At 72.9% G+C, this 15,528-nt stretch carries 15 protein-coding genes; 9 read left to right on the forward strand and 6 right to left on the reverse strand.

Features of this window, described 5'->3' with window-relative positions:
* Positions 1-83: 83 nt before the first annotated feature.
* The 3 genes from NCI01_RS04190 to NCI01_RS04200 all read left to right on the forward strand — a co-directional run bounded on the left by NCI01_RS04190 (position 84) and on the right by NCI01_RS04200 (position 3,548).
* Entirely contained in the window at positions 84-1,220 is a 1,137-nt protein-coding gene (locus NCI01_RS04190; RefSeq protein ID WP_254180228.1) for an inositol-3-phosphate synthase, read from the forward strand.
* Positions 1,217-1,762 carry a copper resistance CopC family protein gene (locus tag NCI01_RS04195; protein WP_254180229.1) on the forward strand — a complete coding sequence of 182 codons (546 nt, stop codon included), beginning with the start codon at positions 1,217-1,219 and terminating at the stop codon, positions 1,760-1,762. The genes NCI01_RS04190 and NCI01_RS04195 overlap by 4 nt, the downstream gene beginning before the upstream one ends.
* 223 nt (positions 1,763-1,985) lie before the next feature.
* Positions 1,986-3,548 (forward strand): M20/M25/M40 family metallo-hydrolase, encoded by a 1,563-nt coding sequence (locus NCI01_RS04200; RefSeq protein WP_254180230.1) that lies wholly within the window; start codon positions 1,986-1,988, stop codon positions 3,546-3,548.
* 90 nt (positions 3,549-3,638) lie between these two features.
* Here NCI01_RS04200 and NCI01_RS04205 read toward each other — a convergent pair whose 3' ends face one another.
* From NCI01_RS04205 to NCI01_RS04220, 4 genes are read right to left on the reverse strand one after another with little or no spacing between them, the layout of a single operon-like run.
* Positions 3,639-4,049, reverse strand: a complete 411-nt coding sequence (locus NCI01_RS04205) for a universal stress protein (protein WP_254180231.1) — start codon at positions 4,047-4,049, stop codon at positions 3,639-3,641.
* Positions 4,046-5,590, reverse strand: coding sequence for a tripartite tricarboxylate transporter permease (locus NCI01_RS04210; protein WP_254180232.1), 1,545 nt, complete (start codon positions 5,588-5,590; stop codon positions 4,046-4,048). The genes NCI01_RS04205 and NCI01_RS04210 overlap by 4 nt, the downstream gene beginning before the upstream one ends.
* Positions 5,590-6,129 (reverse strand): tripartite tricarboxylate transporter TctB family protein, encoded by a 540-nt coding sequence (locus NCI01_RS04215; RefSeq protein ID WP_254180233.1) that lies wholly within the window; start codon positions 6,127-6,129, stop codon positions 5,590-5,592. The genes NCI01_RS04210 and NCI01_RS04215 overlap by 1 nt, the downstream gene beginning before the upstream one ends.
* Positions 6,126-7,121 carry a Bug family tripartite tricarboxylate transporter substrate binding protein gene (locus NCI01_RS04220; protein ID WP_254180234.1) on the reverse strand — a complete coding sequence of 332 codons (996 nt, stop codon included), beginning with the start codon at positions 7,119-7,121 and terminating at the stop codon, positions 6,126-6,128. The genes NCI01_RS04215 and NCI01_RS04220 overlap by 4 nt, the downstream gene beginning before the upstream one ends.
* 112 nt (positions 7,122-7,233) lie before the next feature.
* Here NCI01_RS04220 and NCI01_RS04225 point away from each other — a divergent pair, with 112 nt between their 5' ends.
* From NCI01_RS04225 to NCI01_RS04240, 4 genes are all read left to right on the forward strand, one after another.
* Positions 7,234-8,853: a sensor histidine kinase gene (locus NCI01_RS04225; protein ID WP_254180235.1), complete on the forward strand. Its 1,620-nt coding sequence runs from the start codon at positions 7,234-7,236 to the stop codon at positions 8,851-8,853.
* Positions 8,850-9,542, forward strand: a complete 693-nt coding sequence (locus tag NCI01_RS04230) for a response regulator (protein ID WP_254180236.1) — start codon at positions 8,850-8,852, stop codon at positions 9,540-9,542. The genes NCI01_RS04225 and NCI01_RS04230 overlap by 4 nt, the downstream gene beginning before the upstream one ends.
* Before the next feature lie 87 nt (positions 9,543-9,629).
* Positions 9,630-11,141 (forward strand): DNA-3-methyladenine glycosylase 2 family protein, encoded by a 1,512-nt coding sequence (locus NCI01_RS04235; protein WP_254180237.1) that lies wholly within the window; start codon positions 9,630-9,632, stop codon positions 11,139-11,141.
* A 1-nt stretch (position 11,142) separates the two neighbouring features.
* The gene (locus NCI01_RS04240; RefSeq protein ID WP_254180238.1) at positions 11,143-11,625 is read left to right on the forward strand and encodes a methylated-DNA--[protein]-cysteine S-methyltransferase; all 483 of its coding nucleotides are present in this window, start codon (positions 11,143-11,145) and stop codon (positions 11,623-11,625) included.
* Between the two features lie 110 nt (positions 11,626-11,735).
* Here NCI01_RS04240 and NCI01_RS04245 read toward each other — a convergent pair whose 3' ends face one another.
* Complete coding sequence (locus NCI01_RS04245) at positions 11,736-12,317, reverse strand: TIGR03086 family metal-binding protein (protein WP_254180239.1); 582 nt, start codon at positions 12,315-12,317, stop codon at positions 11,736-11,738.
* A gap of 328 nt (positions 12,318-12,645) precedes the next feature.
* Positions 12,646-13,368: an IclR family transcriptional regulator gene (locus tag NCI01_RS04250; RefSeq protein WP_254180240.1), complete on the reverse strand. Its 723-nt coding sequence runs from the start codon at positions 13,366-13,368 to the stop codon at positions 12,646-12,648.
* Positions 13,369-13,451: 83 nt separating this feature from the next.
* Here NCI01_RS04250 and leuC point away from each other — a divergent pair, with 83 nt between their 5' ends.
* Together leuC and leuD are read left to right on the forward strand one after the other, a co-directional pair.
* Positions 13,452-14,876, forward strand: coding sequence for a 3-isopropylmalate dehydratase large subunit (gene leuC, locus NCI01_RS04255; RefSeq protein WP_254180241.1), 1,425 nt, complete (start codon positions 13,452-13,454; stop codon positions 14,874-14,876).
* Positions 14,877-14,878: 2 nt separating this feature from the next.
* A complete protein-coding gene (gene leuD, locus NCI01_RS04260; protein WP_254180242.1) occupies positions 14,879-15,478 on the forward strand; it encodes a 3-isopropylmalate dehydratase small subunit in 600 nt (199 codons plus the stop codon).
* Positions 15,479-15,528 lie beyond the last annotated feature (50 nt).

The following is a 15,528-nucleotide window of genomic DNA, read 5'->3' on the forward strand; positions in this document are numbered from 1 at the left end:
TCCCTGACGGCTCCCTGATGGCCTCCTGACGGCCCCCTGATGTCCACTGCGGCTCCCGCCCATCCCTCCGAAGGAGGACGACCATGAACACCACGCCCGAGGTGACGGCCAGGACAGGCGTGTGGTTCGTGGGGGCGCGGGGCTCGGTGGCCACCACAGCGGTGGTCGGTGCACACGCCGTGGCGCATGGCCTCGCACCGACCACCGCTCTCGTGACCGAGCTCCCGGAGCTGCGGCCCGACGGCCTCCCGCCTCTGTCAGAGCTGGTCTTCGGCGGCCACGACGTCAGTCCCCAGTCCCTGCCCAAGCGGGCCGAGGAGCTCGCGGCGGGCGGTGTCGTGCCGCCCGCCCACGTGGACGCCACCCGCGCGCACCTCGAGGCCGTCGACGCCGAGGTGCGCCCGGGGCACGCCACGGGCTCTGCGCCCGTCGCCGAGGCGGTCGAGCGGCTCGCCGCCGACATCACCGACTTCCGCGACCGGCACCACCTGGACCGGGTGGTCGTGGTCGACGTCGCCAGCACGCAGCCGCCGGTCCCCGACCCCGACGCGATGACGACCGTCGACGACGCGCTGCCCGTCGGAGCGGTCTACGCGCTGGCCGCCTTCCGCGCCGGCGCTCCCTTCGTGTCGTTCACCCCCAGCCCGTGCCTGCGCCTCCCGGTCGTGGTCGAGGCGGCACGACGCAGCGGCCTGCCCTGGGCCGGGTGCGACGGCAAGACCGGCGAGACGCTGCTCAAGTCGGCCCTGGCGCCGATGTTCGTGATGCGGTCGCTCGCCCTGCGGTCGTGGACCTCGGTCAACCTGCTCGGCGGCGGTGACGGGGCGACCCTCGCCGACCCGGAGGCCGCGCGGAGCAAGACCGTCGCCAAGCGCAGCGGCCTCGACGCCATCGTCGGCCGGGCGGTCCCCGGGCCGATGCACATCGACCAGGTCGAGGACCTGGGGGAGTGGAAGACCGCGTGGGACCACGTGCGGTTCGACGGGTTCCTCGGCACCCGCATGACGCTCCAGCTCACCTGGGAGGGCTGCGACTCCGCCCTGGCCGCCCCGCTCGTCCTCGACCTCGCGCGCCTGGTGGCCGCCGCCCACGCCGCTGGGCGCTCGGGACCGCTCCCCGAGCTCGCCTTCTTCTTCAAGGACCCGGTCGGGGCCACCGAGCACCGCCTGGCCCAGCAGTGGGACGACCTCGTCGCGTGGCGGGCAGGACTCGGGGCGTGAGCACCGCCTCACCGCGACCGGCCCTGGCCGGCCTCGCCCTCCTCGCCCTCCTCGCCCTGGTCGCGTGGGGGCCGCCGGCCGCGGCCCACGAGGAGCTGCTCTCCTCCGATCCCTCGGAGTCGGGCGTGCTGGAGACGCTGCCCTCGCGCGCCGTCCTCACCTTCACCGGCGCGGTCGCCGAGGTCCACGCGGTCACCGTCACCGGCCCGGACGGCAGCGTCGCCAACGGCGAGGCGACCGCCGTCGGGGCGGAGGTGCGCCAGAACCTGTGGGCGGGGCCCGACGGCGACTACACCCTCACCTACGACGTGCTGTCCTCCGACGGTCACGAGATCGCCGGCGAGATCCGGTTCGAGGTCGGCGAGGGCACTCCCGTGACAGGCGACGAGGAGGCCGCGGCCCGCGCGTCCTCCTCGTCGTCCGACCCCGCCCCGGACGACGCGCTCCGCGGCGTCGTCGTCCCGGCAGCGGTCGTGCTGCTGTCCGGCGCAGCCGCGCTGGTCATCCGGCAGCGGCGCCGCGAGGCCCGGGAACCGGCCTGATCATCCCGCAGCACTCCCCGGTCCGACGCGTGGTGATCCGGTCGGGGGACGCGGCATGGCCCGTTCGGGCCAACACATCCCTAGTCATGCCGGGCCCGGGCGCATAGGTTGAGCGCCGCGGGCGACTACCCGAGTGCCTGCGCTTCATGAATGAGCGACAAAGGAGTCCTCTATGGTCAGCAGACGTTCTGGACGATCTCTGGGCGTTGCGGCAGCCGGTCTGATGGTTGCCACCGCGGGAGCGGCGGTGCCGCTGACGGCCTCGTCCTCGGCCGCGGCACCTGCCGACAAGGCGTGCGACAGCCGCAACAACAACACGTACTCGAAGCTCCTCGAGTGCGTCTCGGCCGAGGGTGTCACCAAGCACCTCGAGGCCTTCCAGGCCATCGCGGACGCCAACGGCGGCACCCGCGCCACCGACACGCCCGGCTACCAGGCCAGCGTCGACTACGTCGTCGAGGTGCTCGAGAAGTCGGGCTGGTCGGCCGACGTCGTGCCGTTCACCTACAACGCCACGGACACGGTGCTCCAGCAGCTCACGCCGACGTCGGCGGCGCACCCCCACGCCGGTGCGACAGGCACGGGCGAGGGAGACGTGACCGCTGCCGTGGTGCCGGTCGACGTCAACCTGAGCGGGACCCGCGCCAACACCAGCGGCTGCGAGGCAGCAGACTTCGCTGGCTTCCCTGCCGGCGCGATCGCACTGGTGCAGCGCGGCACCTGCCCGTTCGCAGTCAAGGCGGTCAACGCCGAGCAGGCGGGTGCGTCCGGGGTCGTCATCTTCAACCAGGGCGACGCGTCCGCTGGAGACCGTTTCGGCGTGATCAGCCCGACGTTGTCGCCGACTCCCGAGAACCCGACCGTCGTCGACATCCCCGTGGTCGGCACCAGCTTCGCCGCCGGTCAGTCCCTTGCCGCGGCCGGTTCGACGGCACGGGTGGCCGTCGAGTTCCGCGAGGTGACCGACTACAACGTGATCGGCGAGCTGAAGGGCGAGGTCGACGACAACGTCGTCATGGCCGGCGCGCACCTCGACTCGGTGCCGGCGGGCCCGGGCATCAACGACAATGGCAGCGGATCCTCCGGCCTGCTCGACGTGGTCGAGGCCATGGGCGGCTCCAAGCCCCACAACACCGTGCGCTTCGCCTGGTGGGGGGCCGAGGAGATCGGTCTGCTCGGCTCGTCTGCCTGGGTCGCGCAGCGCACCCAGGCCGAGAAGGACGAGATCGCGCTCTACCTGAACTTCGACATGATCGGCTCGCCGAACTACTACTTCGGCATCTACGACGCCGACGAGTCGAGCTTCGTGGCGCCCGTGCCGGTGCCGGAGGGGTCGGAGCACATCGAGGAGACGCTGGAGTCGTTCTACACCGTGCGCAGCGAGCCGTACGACGACTCGGCGTTCAGCGGCCGTAGCGACTACCAGGCCTTCATCAACAACGGCATCCCGTCCGGCGGCCTCTTCACGGGTGCGGAGGTCGTCAAGACCCCGCAGCAGCAGGCGATCTGGGGTGGTGTCGCCGGCGAGTCGTTCGACCAGTGCTACCACCTGGCCTGCGACACGATCGACAACGTCAACCAGGAGGCGCTGGACGTCAACTCCGACGCGGTGGCGTTCGCCGTGCTCACCTACGCCTACTCGACCGAGGGCGTCAACGGGGTCGAGGGCCGCAACGTGCCCGGCAGGTTCACCGTCCCGGCTCCCGCCGGTCCGGAGCACACCTTCGCCGGGCCTCTCGGCGGTGACGACGGGCACGACCACGACCACGAGGCCGTCGCCAGCTGAACCCAGCTGAGGTCTGGCACGCAGCAGCATCGTTCGGCCGGGGTGGGCGACCACCCCGGCCGAACGTCGTTCTCGATGCGCCCGCGTCGGTCAGCCGGCCGGCTTCACCGCCAGCACGGCGCAGTCCGCGCCGAGCAGGATGCGCTGGGCGACGCTGCCCATGAGCAGCTTGCCCACCGGCGAGCGGCGCCGCAGGCCGATCACGACCAGGTCGGCGGAGACGTCGTCGGCGACCGCGAGCACCTGGTCGCCGACGTCGGCGCCCATCGAGCGGCGTACGTCGACCTCGAGGCCCGCCGCGCCCAGCTCGGCCGCGAGCGCGGTGAGCTGGTCCTCGTCTGCGTAGCGGTCGTCGACCAGCGCGTCGCCACGGGTGGCGTTGACCACCACGACGCGTCCGCCCCGCAGCCTCGCCTCCTCGACGCCGCGGTGCAGCGCGACCTCGCCGAACTCGTCGGGCGTCCAGCCCACCACGATCGTCACTGCTGCCGGCTGGCTCATCGCACCTTCTCCTCTTCGTCGGCGGGGCTGTCGAGCCCATCGGCCACGGCGGCCGGGGTCGGGCGGATCCGGCGGACCGCCAGCGGGACGACGACGGCGATCGCGACGACCACGTAGATGACCACGGCGAGGGGCTCGCTCCAGAGCCCGGAGACCTCGCCACCGGAGATCGCCATCGCCTCGCGGAGTCGGTACTCCATCAGCGGACCGAGGATGACGCCGAGGATCAGCGGCAGCACCGGGAGGCCGAAGCGGCGCATGGCCAGGCCGAGCAGGCCGAGCAGCACCAGCAGGAACAGGTCGAAGGCCTGGAGGTTGGCGGCGTAGGCCCCGAGGGCGGCGAAGAAGAGGATGCCGGCGTAGAGCTGGGGCCGGGGGATCCGCAGCAGCTTGGCCCACACGGGGGCGAGCGGCAGGTTGAGCACCAGCAGCAGCGCGTTGCCGATCAGCAGGCTGGCCAGCAGCGCCCACACCAGCTCGGGCTGGTCGGTCATCAGGCCCGGGCCGGGCTCGATGCCGTAGCCCTGGAGGGCCGCGAGCATGACCGCGGAGGTCGCGGTGACCGGCAGGCCGAGCGCCAGGAGCGGGACGAAGGTGCCGGCGGCCGAGGCGTTGTTGGCGGCCTCGGGCCCGGCGACTCCCTCGATGGCGCCCTTGCCGAACTCGTCGACGCCCTTGCGCTTCGCGATGCGCTTCTCGGTCAGGTAGGACAGGAACGTCGGGATCTCCGCACCGCCGGCGGGCAGCGCACCGAACGGGAAGCCGTACGCCGTGCCGCGCAGCCACGGGCCCCACGAGCGCCGCAGGTCCTCCCGGCCCATCCACGGACGGCCGACGGGGATCACGTGCAGGGGACTGCGGCGCAGGTGGGCGGCCACCCACAGCGCCTCGCCGAGGGCGAAGATGCCGACCGCCACCACGACCACGTCGATCCGGTCCGCCAGCAGCGGCTGGTCGAAGCTGAGCCGCGGCTGGCCGGTGTTGAGGTCGAGGCCGACGAGGCCGATGGTCAGCCCGATGAAGAGCGCGATGAAGCCGCGCAGCGGCGACCCGCCGAGCACGCTGGTCACCATGATCATCGCGAGCACCATGAGGGCGAAGTAGGACGGCGCCCCGATCTCGACCGCGACCGAGGCCAGCGCAGGGGCGAAGAAGACGACGAGCAGGGTGCCGATGGTGCCGGCGATGAAGGAGCCGATCGCCGCGGTGGCGAGTGCCTGCGACGCCCGTCCCGCCCGTGCCATCAGGTTGCCCTCGAGCGCGGTCATCACCGAGGCGGACTCGCCCGGGGTGTTGAGCAGGATCGACGTCGTCGAGCCGCCGTACATGCCGCCGTAGTAGATGCCGGCGAACATGATGAAGGCGCCGATCGGGTCGAGGCCGTAGGTGACAGGGAGCAGCAGCGCCACGGCCATGGCCGGCCCGATGCCGGGCAGCACACCGACGAAGGTGCCCAGCAGCACGCCGATGCAGGCGAAGAGCAGGTTCTGCGGGGTGAGGACGGATCCGAAGCCGTCCATGAGCAGGGAGAGGTTGTCCATCAGAGCACCCCGTCCAGGATCCCGGCCGGCAGGATGACGCCGAGGCCCTCGTGGAAGGCGTACCAGCTGGTCACCGACAGCACCAGGCCGACGATGACGTCGCGGACCAGGGTGCGGCTGCCGAGCGACCAGGCCGACCCGACGAAGAGGACCGCGCCGCTGATGGCCCAGCCGAGGAACGAGACCGTCAGGACCGTGAACATCAGGACGCCGACGAGCTTGAGGACGGTGATCCAGTCGGCCGGCTGGCGCAGGTCGACGTCCTCGCCGCCCTCGGCCTCCGGGACGTCGCCGCGCAGGGTGGCGAGCACCAGCAGACCGCCGAGCAGGACCGTCACGGCGCCGATGACGTAGGGGAAGACGCGCGGCCCGACCGGGTCGCCGAACCCGATGCGCAGCGTGGTGGCGTCGTAGACGGTGTAGGCGCCGACCACGACGAGCGCGGCCGCCAGGCCGAGCTGCGCCATGTCGCGCCGGGGCGCCGCCGGGCCCGCGGGGGCGCCCGGGGTGCCCGGGTGGGTGTCGAGTGGTGTGCTCACAGCAGCTCCAGCTCCTCGAGGGTGGTGGCGACGCGCTCGTCCTGTTCCTGCAGGAACTGGGTGAAGTCGTCGCCGGTCTTGAACTCGTCGATCCAGCCGTTGTCCTCGAGGGCCTGCTGCCACTCGGGGGTCTCGTGCATCTCCTCGAGCATCGCGATGAGCTCGTCGCGCCGCTCCTCGCTGATGCCGGGGGGCGCCCAGACGCCGCGCCAGTTGGTGAAGACCAGGTCGATGCCCGCCTCCGTGAGGGTGGGCGCGTCGCTGATGCCCTCGCCCTCGAGCCGCTCCTCGCCGGACACGGCCAGCAGCCGCAGCTCGCCGGAGGAGAGCTGACCCGCGAACTCGCCGACGCCAGAGAAGCCGACGTCGATCTTGTCGCCGAGCAGTGCGCTGGTCAGCGGACCGCCGCCGTCGTACGGCACGTAGCGCACCTCGCGCGGGTCGATGTCCACGGCGCTGGCGAGCTGCATCGGGAACAGGTGGTCGGGGCCGCCCGGGGAGGACCCCCCGCCGACGACGATGGCTGACGGGTCGTCCTGCCACGCCTGCACGAGGTCGTCGATCGTCTCGTACGGCGAGTCGGCGGGGACGAGGACGCCCTCCTGGTCCTCGATCAGCTGGGCAAGCGGGGTCGCGTCGTCCATCGCGTAGGGCGCACCGAAGGAGTAGAGCGACCCGACGACGCCGAGGCCGGCGGTCATCAGGGTGCGCTCGTCGCCCTCGGCGTTCATCAGCCGCGTCATCGCGACCGACCCGCCGGCCCCGATCACGTTGGTGACCTCGAACGAGCCGCCGGTGATGTCGCCGTTCTCCATCACCGCCACTGCGGCGCGCCCGGTCTGGTCGTAGCCGCCGCCGGGGCTGTTGGGGATCAGCATGGTGAGGTCACGGCTCTCGTCGCCGCGGGTCACCCCGCAGCCGGTCGCCAGCACCAGCGTGCTGCCGAGGGCCACCACCGTGGCGATGGCCCGCGTCGTCCTTCGGCGCCTCATGTGCACTCCGATCTCTCGTCTGTCTGGAGCGGCCCGCGAGGTCCGCCACGACGATGGTGGAGACTGCGTGTGGTGCCCGTCACGCTTGGGAAAGCAATGGAGGTTGTGGAACTTGTGGTCACGCTCGCGGTGGTGGCCGGCGACCCTCGCCGGCCAGTTCCTGGTGCTGCAGCTGACGGTGCTGCTCGTGGTCGTCGCCGTGGCGAGCATCGTGTCGGTGCAGCAGAGCGACGCGGACTTCCGGGACACGCGGGGTTCCGAGATGCGCGACGCGGCGGAGCGCCTCGCCAACCACAAGTTCGTGCGGTTGTCCTTCCGGACGGGCACCGTCGCCGACAACCGCGGGGCCCTCGCCACGATCACCCAGCAGGTGCGCGACAGCGACCGGGCGAGCGGGGTCTACCTCGCCGCCCCGGACGGGACGGTCCTGGTCAGCAGCGACTTCGCGGGCCGCGGCGAGCGGCTCGACCTGCTCGGGAGCCCGGGGGAGCGCCTGCGTCCCTGGACCGGTGACGTCGACGACTTCGGCACACCGTCGATCGCGGCGCAGGTGCCGATCATCAACCGCAAGCTCGAGCTCGTCGGCATCGCGATGGTGGCTGAGGAGTACCCCACGTGGTCCGAGCGAGCGCGCAGCGTGCTGCCGGACCTGCTCACGTTCGCGGGGCTGGGCCTGGCGCTCGGGGTGGCCGGCTCGTTCCTGCTGTCGCGCCTGATCCGACGGCGTACGCGCGGACTGGAGCCGGCGGCCATCGCCGCGCTGGCCGACCAGCGCGAGGCGCTCCTCCACTCGATCCGCGAAGGGGTCGTCGCGGTCTCGGTGGACGGCACGATCACCGTCGTGAGCGACAGTGCCCGCGAGCTCATCGGCCTCGACGGCGACGTCGAGGGGCGACGCGTCGACGACCTCGAGCTCGACCCGGCCGTGCGCGACCTGCTCGCCGACGACGCCGAGATCCGTGACCACGTCGTCGTCCTGGGCGAGCGCGTGCTCGTCGTCAACCGCAACCCGGTGGTCGAGGGAGGTCGGCGGGTCGCGTCCGTGACCACGCTGCGCGACCGCACCGAGCTGCTCGCGCTCCAGAGCGAGCTCAGCGCGCGCGAGTCGATCACCAACACCCTGCGCGCCCAGACCCACGAGTTCCACAACCAGCTGCACACGATCTCCGGGCTCGTCCAGCTGGGGGAGTACGACGAGGTGTCGCGGCTCGTCGGCACCCTGAGCCGGCGCCGCCGGGACATCTCCGACGCCGTGACGGCGCACGTCGAGGACCCCGCCGTGGCCGCGCTCCTCATCGCCAAGACCAGCCTCGCCGCGGAGCGCGGGGTCGACCTGCGCATGGCCGCCGAGAGCGACCTGCCCCGCCTCGACCCGGAGGCGTCGACCGACGTCGGCACGGTGCTGGGCAACCTCGTCGACAACGCCGTCGACGCCTCCGTGTCGGTCGGTGGCGCGACGGTCGAGGTCGACGTGCGCCTCGACGGGGACGTCGTACGCCTCTCCGTCGCGGACACCGGGCCCGGCGTGCGGCCGGAGATGGTGGGGGAGATCTTCCGTCGGGGGTGGAGCACCAAGGCATCGACCGTGGAGGGCCGGGGTGTCGGGTTGGCGCTGGTCCAGGTGGTCTGCGAGCGTCGGGGCGGCGCCGTCACCGTCCGCCCCGGCCCGGACGGCTCGGGCGCGGTGTTCGAGGCGCGGCTGCCGGGTGCGGGAGTGGGGGTGGAGGCATGACCGGAGCGGCCGGTGCGCTGGGCGTGCTCGTCGTCGACGACGACTTCATGGTCGCGCGCATCCACACCCAGTTCGTCGAGCGGACCGAGGGGTTCGAGGTGGTCGGGGTCGCCAGCACTGGACAGGCCGCGCTCGACGACACTGCCCGGCTGCGCCCCGACCTCCTGCTGCTCGACGTCCACCTGCCCGACATGACCGGCATCGACGTGCTCCGCCGGTTGCGCGCCGCCGGCGACGACGTCGGCGTGCTGATGGTCACCGCGGCGCGCGAGGCCGACACGGTCCGCGCGGCGGCGGCCGGCGGCGCGGTGCACTACCTCGTGAAGCCCTTCGACTACGAGGACCTGCAGGTGCGCCTCGAGTCGTTCCGGGCCGCGCACCTGGCCCTGTCCGGATCGGGCGCGCCCGGCCAGGACGACATCGACGCGGTCTTCGGGGCGGCCGGCGCCGCGCCGTCGGTGCCCGTGAGCCTGCCGAAGGGACTCAGCCCGGAGACCGCCGAGGCCGTGCAGGGCGCGCTGCGCGACGCCGGGGAGCTGTCCGCGGGGGAGTGCGCCGACCTCGTCGGCATCTCCCGGGTCTCTGCGCGCCGCTACCTCGAGCACTTCGTCGCCCGCGGTGCCGCCGTCGTGCGCCTGCAGTACGGCGGGGCGGGACGCCCCGAGCGCCGCTACCGCATCGCGGGCTGACGCGTCGTCCTCGGCTGCGGCGGGCTCGTCCGCGGCGGTGTCCGATTTCCGCTGGTGCAGGCCCCGTGGGGGTGACAGGCTCGGGGCATGACACCGACCGGGCACCTCGACACCGAGGCCTGCTACCGCGCCGTCCGCAGCAGGGACCGCCGCTTCGACGGGGTGTTCTACACCGCGGTCCGGACGACCGGCATCTACTGCCGACCCTCCTGCCCGGCGCGGACGCCCGCGCCCGGCAACGTGACCTTCCACCCGACCGCGGCGAGCGCGCACGCCGCGGGCTACCGCGCCTGCAAGCGCTGCCTGCCCGACGCGACGCCCGGCAGCCCTGAGTGGGACGTCGCCGCCGACGTCGCCGGGCGGGCGATGCGGCTGATCGCCGACGGCCTCGTCGACCGGGAAGGCGTCGACGGCCTCGCCCGTCGGGTCGGCTACACCCCGCGCCACCTCGGCCGGCTGCTGACCCAGGAGCTCGGCGCGGGACCGCTGGCCCTGGCCCGGGCTCGGCGGGCGCAGAGCGCGCGGGTGCTCATCGAGACCACCGACCTGCCGCTGACCGACGTCGCCTTCGCCGCCGGCTTCGCCAGCGTCCGGCAGTTCAACGAGACGCTGCGCGAGATCTACGCGTCCTCGCCGAGCGAGCTGCGCGGTCGTCGGAGCAACCCCCGCAGCGCCGGGGTGATCACGATGCGGCTCCCGGTCCGCACCCCGTTCGCCGGGAGCCGGATGCTCGCCTTCCTCGCCTACCACCTCGTGCCGGGCGTCGAGGTCGCCGGACCCGGGTGGTACGCCCGCACCCTCGACCTCCCCCACGGCAGCGGCACCGTCCGCCTCGAGCTCGCCGACCTCCCCGGCACGTCCGACCTCGCCGCAGGCGGCACCGGCTTCGTCACCGCGGAGTTCCGGCTCGAGGACCTGCGCGACACCGCGGCCGCGAGCGAGCGCGTACGACGCCTGCTCGACGCCGACTGCGACCCGCGCGCGGTGGACGCGCACCTCGGTGCCGACCCGGTCCTGGCCCACCTCGTCCGCGCGACCCCCGGCCTCCGGGTGCCCGGCCAGGTCGACGGCGACGAGACGGCGATCCGCACGGTCATCGGCCAGCAGGTCAGCGTGACCGGCGCCCGCACGGTCGCCGGCCGCCTCGTGGCCGCGCACGGGCGACCCGTCGAGTCGGACGTGCCGGGGCTCACCCACCTCTTCCCCGACGCCGCGGCGCTGGCGGCCGCCGACCCCGCGACCCTGCCGATGCCCCGCGCGCGAGGCCGGGCGCTCGTCGGGCTCGCCGCGGCGCTCGCCGAGGGGCGAGTGCTGCTCGACCGCGGCCCCGACCGCGACGACGTACGACGCGCGCTGCTCGAGCTGCCCGGCATCGGCCCGTGGACCGCCGACTACGTGGCGATGCGGGCGCTCGGCCACCCCGACGTCTTCCTGCCCACCGACCTCGCGGTGCGCCGGCTGCTCGCCGGGCTCGCCGCGTCCGGCGACGGCGACCCCGACCCGGAGCACTGGAGGCCGTGGCGCTCGTACGCCCTAATGCACCTGTGGAACACCCTGATGCCCGACACCCCTGCGCCATCGCGCGATGAGGAGAACTGACATGTGGACCGTGATGCCCTCGCCCGTCGGGGACCTGCGCATCGTCGAGCGCGACGGCTCGATCGTGGCGATCGAGTTCTCGCCGTTCCGGCAGCCGGCCGACGGTCGCCCGCTCGGGGCGCGCTCCGACGACCACCCCGTCCTCGCCGAGGCCGTGCGGCAGCTGACGGCGTACTTCGACCGGGACCTGACCGCCTTCGACCTGCCGCTCGCGCCCGTCGGCACCGACTTCCAGCGCCGCGTGTGGGCCCAGCTCGGGCTCATCGGCTACGGCGAGACCGCGTCCTACGGCGAGATCGCCGGCCGGCTCGGCATGACCAACGCCGCCTCGCGCGCGGTCGGGCTGGCCAACGGCCGCAACCCGATCCCCATCGTGGTGCCGTGCCACCGCGTCATCGGCGCCAACGGCACGCTGACCGGCTACGCCGGCGGGCTCGAGCGCAAGCAGCAGCTGCTCGAGCTCGAGCAGGACGCGCTCTTCTGAGACACGCGGTGGCTGCTCGAGCTCGTCACGTGGGCGTGGCCAGGTCGAGCACGCCCGCGGCTGAGGAACGAAGCCGTGACGGTCGCGTCGAGATCAAGGGTCTCGCCGGCTCAGGCCGACCACTGCGGGTCGCGACCCGACCGGGCCAGCACCTGCTCGAACGCCGACGCTCCGGGACCGACCTCGACGGCCGGGCCGAACAGCCCGGGCGTCCCGCCCTCGTCGAAGCCGCCCACGAAGGCCATGCACGCCTCGGCCGTCGCGTCGTCGCAGTCGTAGTCCTGGCCGGTCGCCCGCGCCAGGTCCCACCCGTGCAGCACGATCTCGTCGAGCGCGACCAGCCCGCCGACCTGCGCGGGCAGGTCGACCCCGCCGGCGCGGGTCATGCCCTCCCACGCCTCGGGGTCGCGCCACGCCGCGGCCAGCGCCGGGACCTGGACGGCCAGCGCTTCCCGCCATCCGGGCTCCGCCTCGGGCCACCCGGCGTCGTCGGGGTTGGTGTCGGTGAGGGGGCCGAAGTCCTTGTCGGCCGCGGCACGGAAGGCGAGCGTCAGTCCCACGAGGTGCTGGACGAGCTGCCCCACCGTGCGCCCCTCGCACGGGGTCGGACCGTCGAGCTGGTCGTCGGTGACGTTGGCGGCGACGGCGACGAGTCGCTCGCCGGCCGGGCCGAGGTCCACGAGGTCTGCCATGCGCCCAGCCTGCCCGAGACCACCGACAGCGGGGAAGGTGGCGGCGTACGACATCCGATCGGGCTGCGGGGGTGTCGTGTGCCGCCACCTTCGCGGCGGCGGCGCCCAGGGTGGCGGCAGATGGCGAGATCAGAGCGCGGGTACGTGCGATGTGCCGCCACCTTCGCGATGGCGGCGCCCAGGGTGGCGGCAGATGGCGAGATCAGAGCGCGGGTACGTGCGACGTGCCGCCACCTTCGCGGCGGCGGCGCCCAGGGTGGCGGCGTACGACATGCGATCGGGCTGCGGGGGTGTCGTGTGCCGCCACCCCTCGGAGGCAGTGGAGCGCCTACTCCGACGCCGCGCGGCGCAGCGACTCCGACAGCCGGTCGGCGGCGGCGAGCACGGCGGGCGCGTGCATCCGGCCGGGCTGGCGGGAGAGTCGCTCGAGCGGTCCGGAGACGGACACCGCGGCGATGACCTTGCCGCCGGGGGAGCGGACCGGGGCGGACACCGAGGCGACGCCCTGCTCGCGCTCGCCGACCGACTGCGCCCAGCCACGGCGGCGGATGCCGGACAGCGCGGTGGCGGAGAAGGCGGCGTTCTGCAGGCCGCGGTGCATCCGCTCGGGGTCCTCCCACGCGAGCAGGATCTGGGCCGCGGAGCCGGCGTTCATGGTGAGCTGCGAGCCGACCGGGATCGTGTCGCGCAGGCCCGACGGGCGCTCGGCCGCTGCGACGCAGACACGGTGCTCGCCCTGGCGGCGCCACAGCTGCGCGGACTCGCCGGTGATGTCACGCAGGCGGGCCAGGACGGGACCGGCTGCCGCGAGCAGACGGTCCTCGCCGGCAGCGGCGGACAGCTCGGCCAGGCGCGGCCCGAGCACGAAGCGACCCTGCATGTCACGTGCGACGAGGCGGTGGTGCTCGAGGGCGACCGCGAGGCGGTGCGCGGTGGGGCGGGCCAGTCCGGTGCCGGCCACGAGCCCGGCCAGGGTGGCCGGTCCGGCCTCCAGTGCTGCGAGCACGAGCGCGGCCTTGTCGAGTACGCCGACGCCAGATCCGTTGTCCATATACCGATATTGTCATCTCAGGGAGTGGGATGCAAGATGTAGCGTCGTCCCACCGCACGCGGCAAAGTCAAAGGAGTTGTGTCATGGGCAAGACCCTGTCCGAGAAGGTCTGGGACGAGCACGTCGTCCGGAGCGCCCCCGGAGAGCCCGACCTCCTCTTCATCGACCTCCACCTGCTCCACGAGGTGACCTCCCCGCAGGCCTTCGACGGCCTCCGCCTGGCCAACCGCCCGGTCCGCCGCCCCGACCTCACCCTGGCCACCGAGGATCACAACGTCCCCACGCTCGACTGGGACAAGCCGATCGCCGACCCGGTGAGCCGCCTGCAGGTCGAGACCCTGCGCAAGAACGCGGCCGACTTCGGCGTACGCCTCCACCCGCTCGGCGACGTCGAGCAGGGCATCGTCCACGTCGTCGGCCCGCAGCTGGGGCTGACGCAGCCGGGCATGACGATCGTGTGCGGCGACTCGCACACCTCCACGCACGGCGCGTTCGGCGCGATCGCCTTCGGCATCGGCACCTCCGAGGTCGAGCACGTGCTGGCCACCCAGACCCTGACGCAGGCCCGTCCGAAGACGATGGCGGTGACCGTCAACGGCAGCCTGCCCGACGGCGTCACCGCCAAGGACCTGGTCCTGACCCTCATCACGCACACCGGCACCGGCGGTGGCCAGGGCTACATCGTGGAGTACCGCGGGCAGGCCATCGAGGAGCTCTCGATGGAGGGCCGCATGACGGTCTGCAACATGTCGATCGAGTGGGGCGCCAAGGCCGGGCTCATCGCGCCCGACCAGACCACCTTCGACTACATCGAGGGCAAGCCGGAGGCCCCGAAGGGCGCCGACTGGGACGCCGCGGTCGCGCACTGGAAGACACTGCGCACCGACGACGACGCCGTCTTCGACAAGGAGATCGAGCTCGACGCGTCCACCATGACGCCGTTCGTCACGTGGGGCACCAACCCCGGACAGGGCGCGCCGCTCGGCGCGACGATCCCGAGCCCCGACGACTTCGACGAGCCCAACGACAAGGTGGCGACCGAGAAGGCCCTGCAGTACATGGGTCTCGAGGCCGGGACGCCCCTGCGCGACGTCAAGGTCGACACGGTGTTCGTCGGCTCCTGCACCAACGGTCGCATCGAGGACCTGCGCCTGGCGGCGTCGATCCTCGAGGGTCGGACCGTCGCCCCCGACACCCGCCTGCTGGTGGTGCCCGGGTCGGTGCGCGTACGCCTGCAGGCCGAGGCCGAGGGCCTCGACAAGATCTTCATCGCCTCCGGTGCGGAGTGGCGCGGCGCCGGCTGCTCGATGTGCCTGGGCATGAACCCCGACCAGCTCGCACCCGGTGAGCGCAGCGCGTCCACCTCCAACCGCAACTTCGAGGGCCGGCAGGGCAAGGGCGGTCGTACGCACCTGGTGTCCGTGCCGGTCGCCGCCGCCACGGCCGTGCGGGGCACGCTCTCGTCCCCGTCCGACCTCACGCCGATCGCCGACCTGCAGGAGGTCTGACCATGGACAAGTTCACCACCCACACCGGCATCGGCGTCCCGCTGAAGCGCAGCAACGTCGACACCGACCAGATCATCCCGGCGGTCTACCTCAAGCGGGTGACCCGCACCGGCTTCGAGGACGGCCTGTTCGCCGCCTGGCGCAACGACCCGGACTTCGTGCTCAACGACCCCACCTACGCCAGTGGCTCCGTGCTCGTCGCGGGTCCGGACTTCGGCACCGGCAGCTCGCGCGAGCACGCCGTGTGGGCCCTGCAGAACTACGGCTTCAAGGTCGTCATCTCCTCGCGCTTCGCCGACATCTTCCGCGGCAACTCCGGCAAGGCGGGGCTGCTCGCGGCGCAGGTCGACGAGAAGGTCGTGCAGCGCCTGTGGGACTGGCTCGAGGACCACCCGGGCGGCGAGATCACCGTCCACCTGGAGAGCCGGACGGTCCGCGCAGGTGCAGGGGAGGACGCCGTCGAGGACTCCTTCGACATCGACGACTACACCCGCTGGCGCCTCCTCGAGGGGCTGGACGACATCGGCATCACGCTGTCCCACGACGACGAGATCACCGCCTTCGAGGCGGGACGACCGGCCTGGAAGCCTGTCACTGCCTGAAAAACCCCTACAAACAGGGGCTTTGGTGATTGTTCTCACCCTTCCATGTG

Origin of the sequence: Nocardioides pinisoli (assembly GCF_024199985.1) — a bacterium.
Taxonomy (GTDB): domain Bacteria; phylum Actinomycetota; class Actinomycetes; order Propionibacteriales; family Nocardioidaceae; genus Nocardioides; species Nocardioides pinisoli.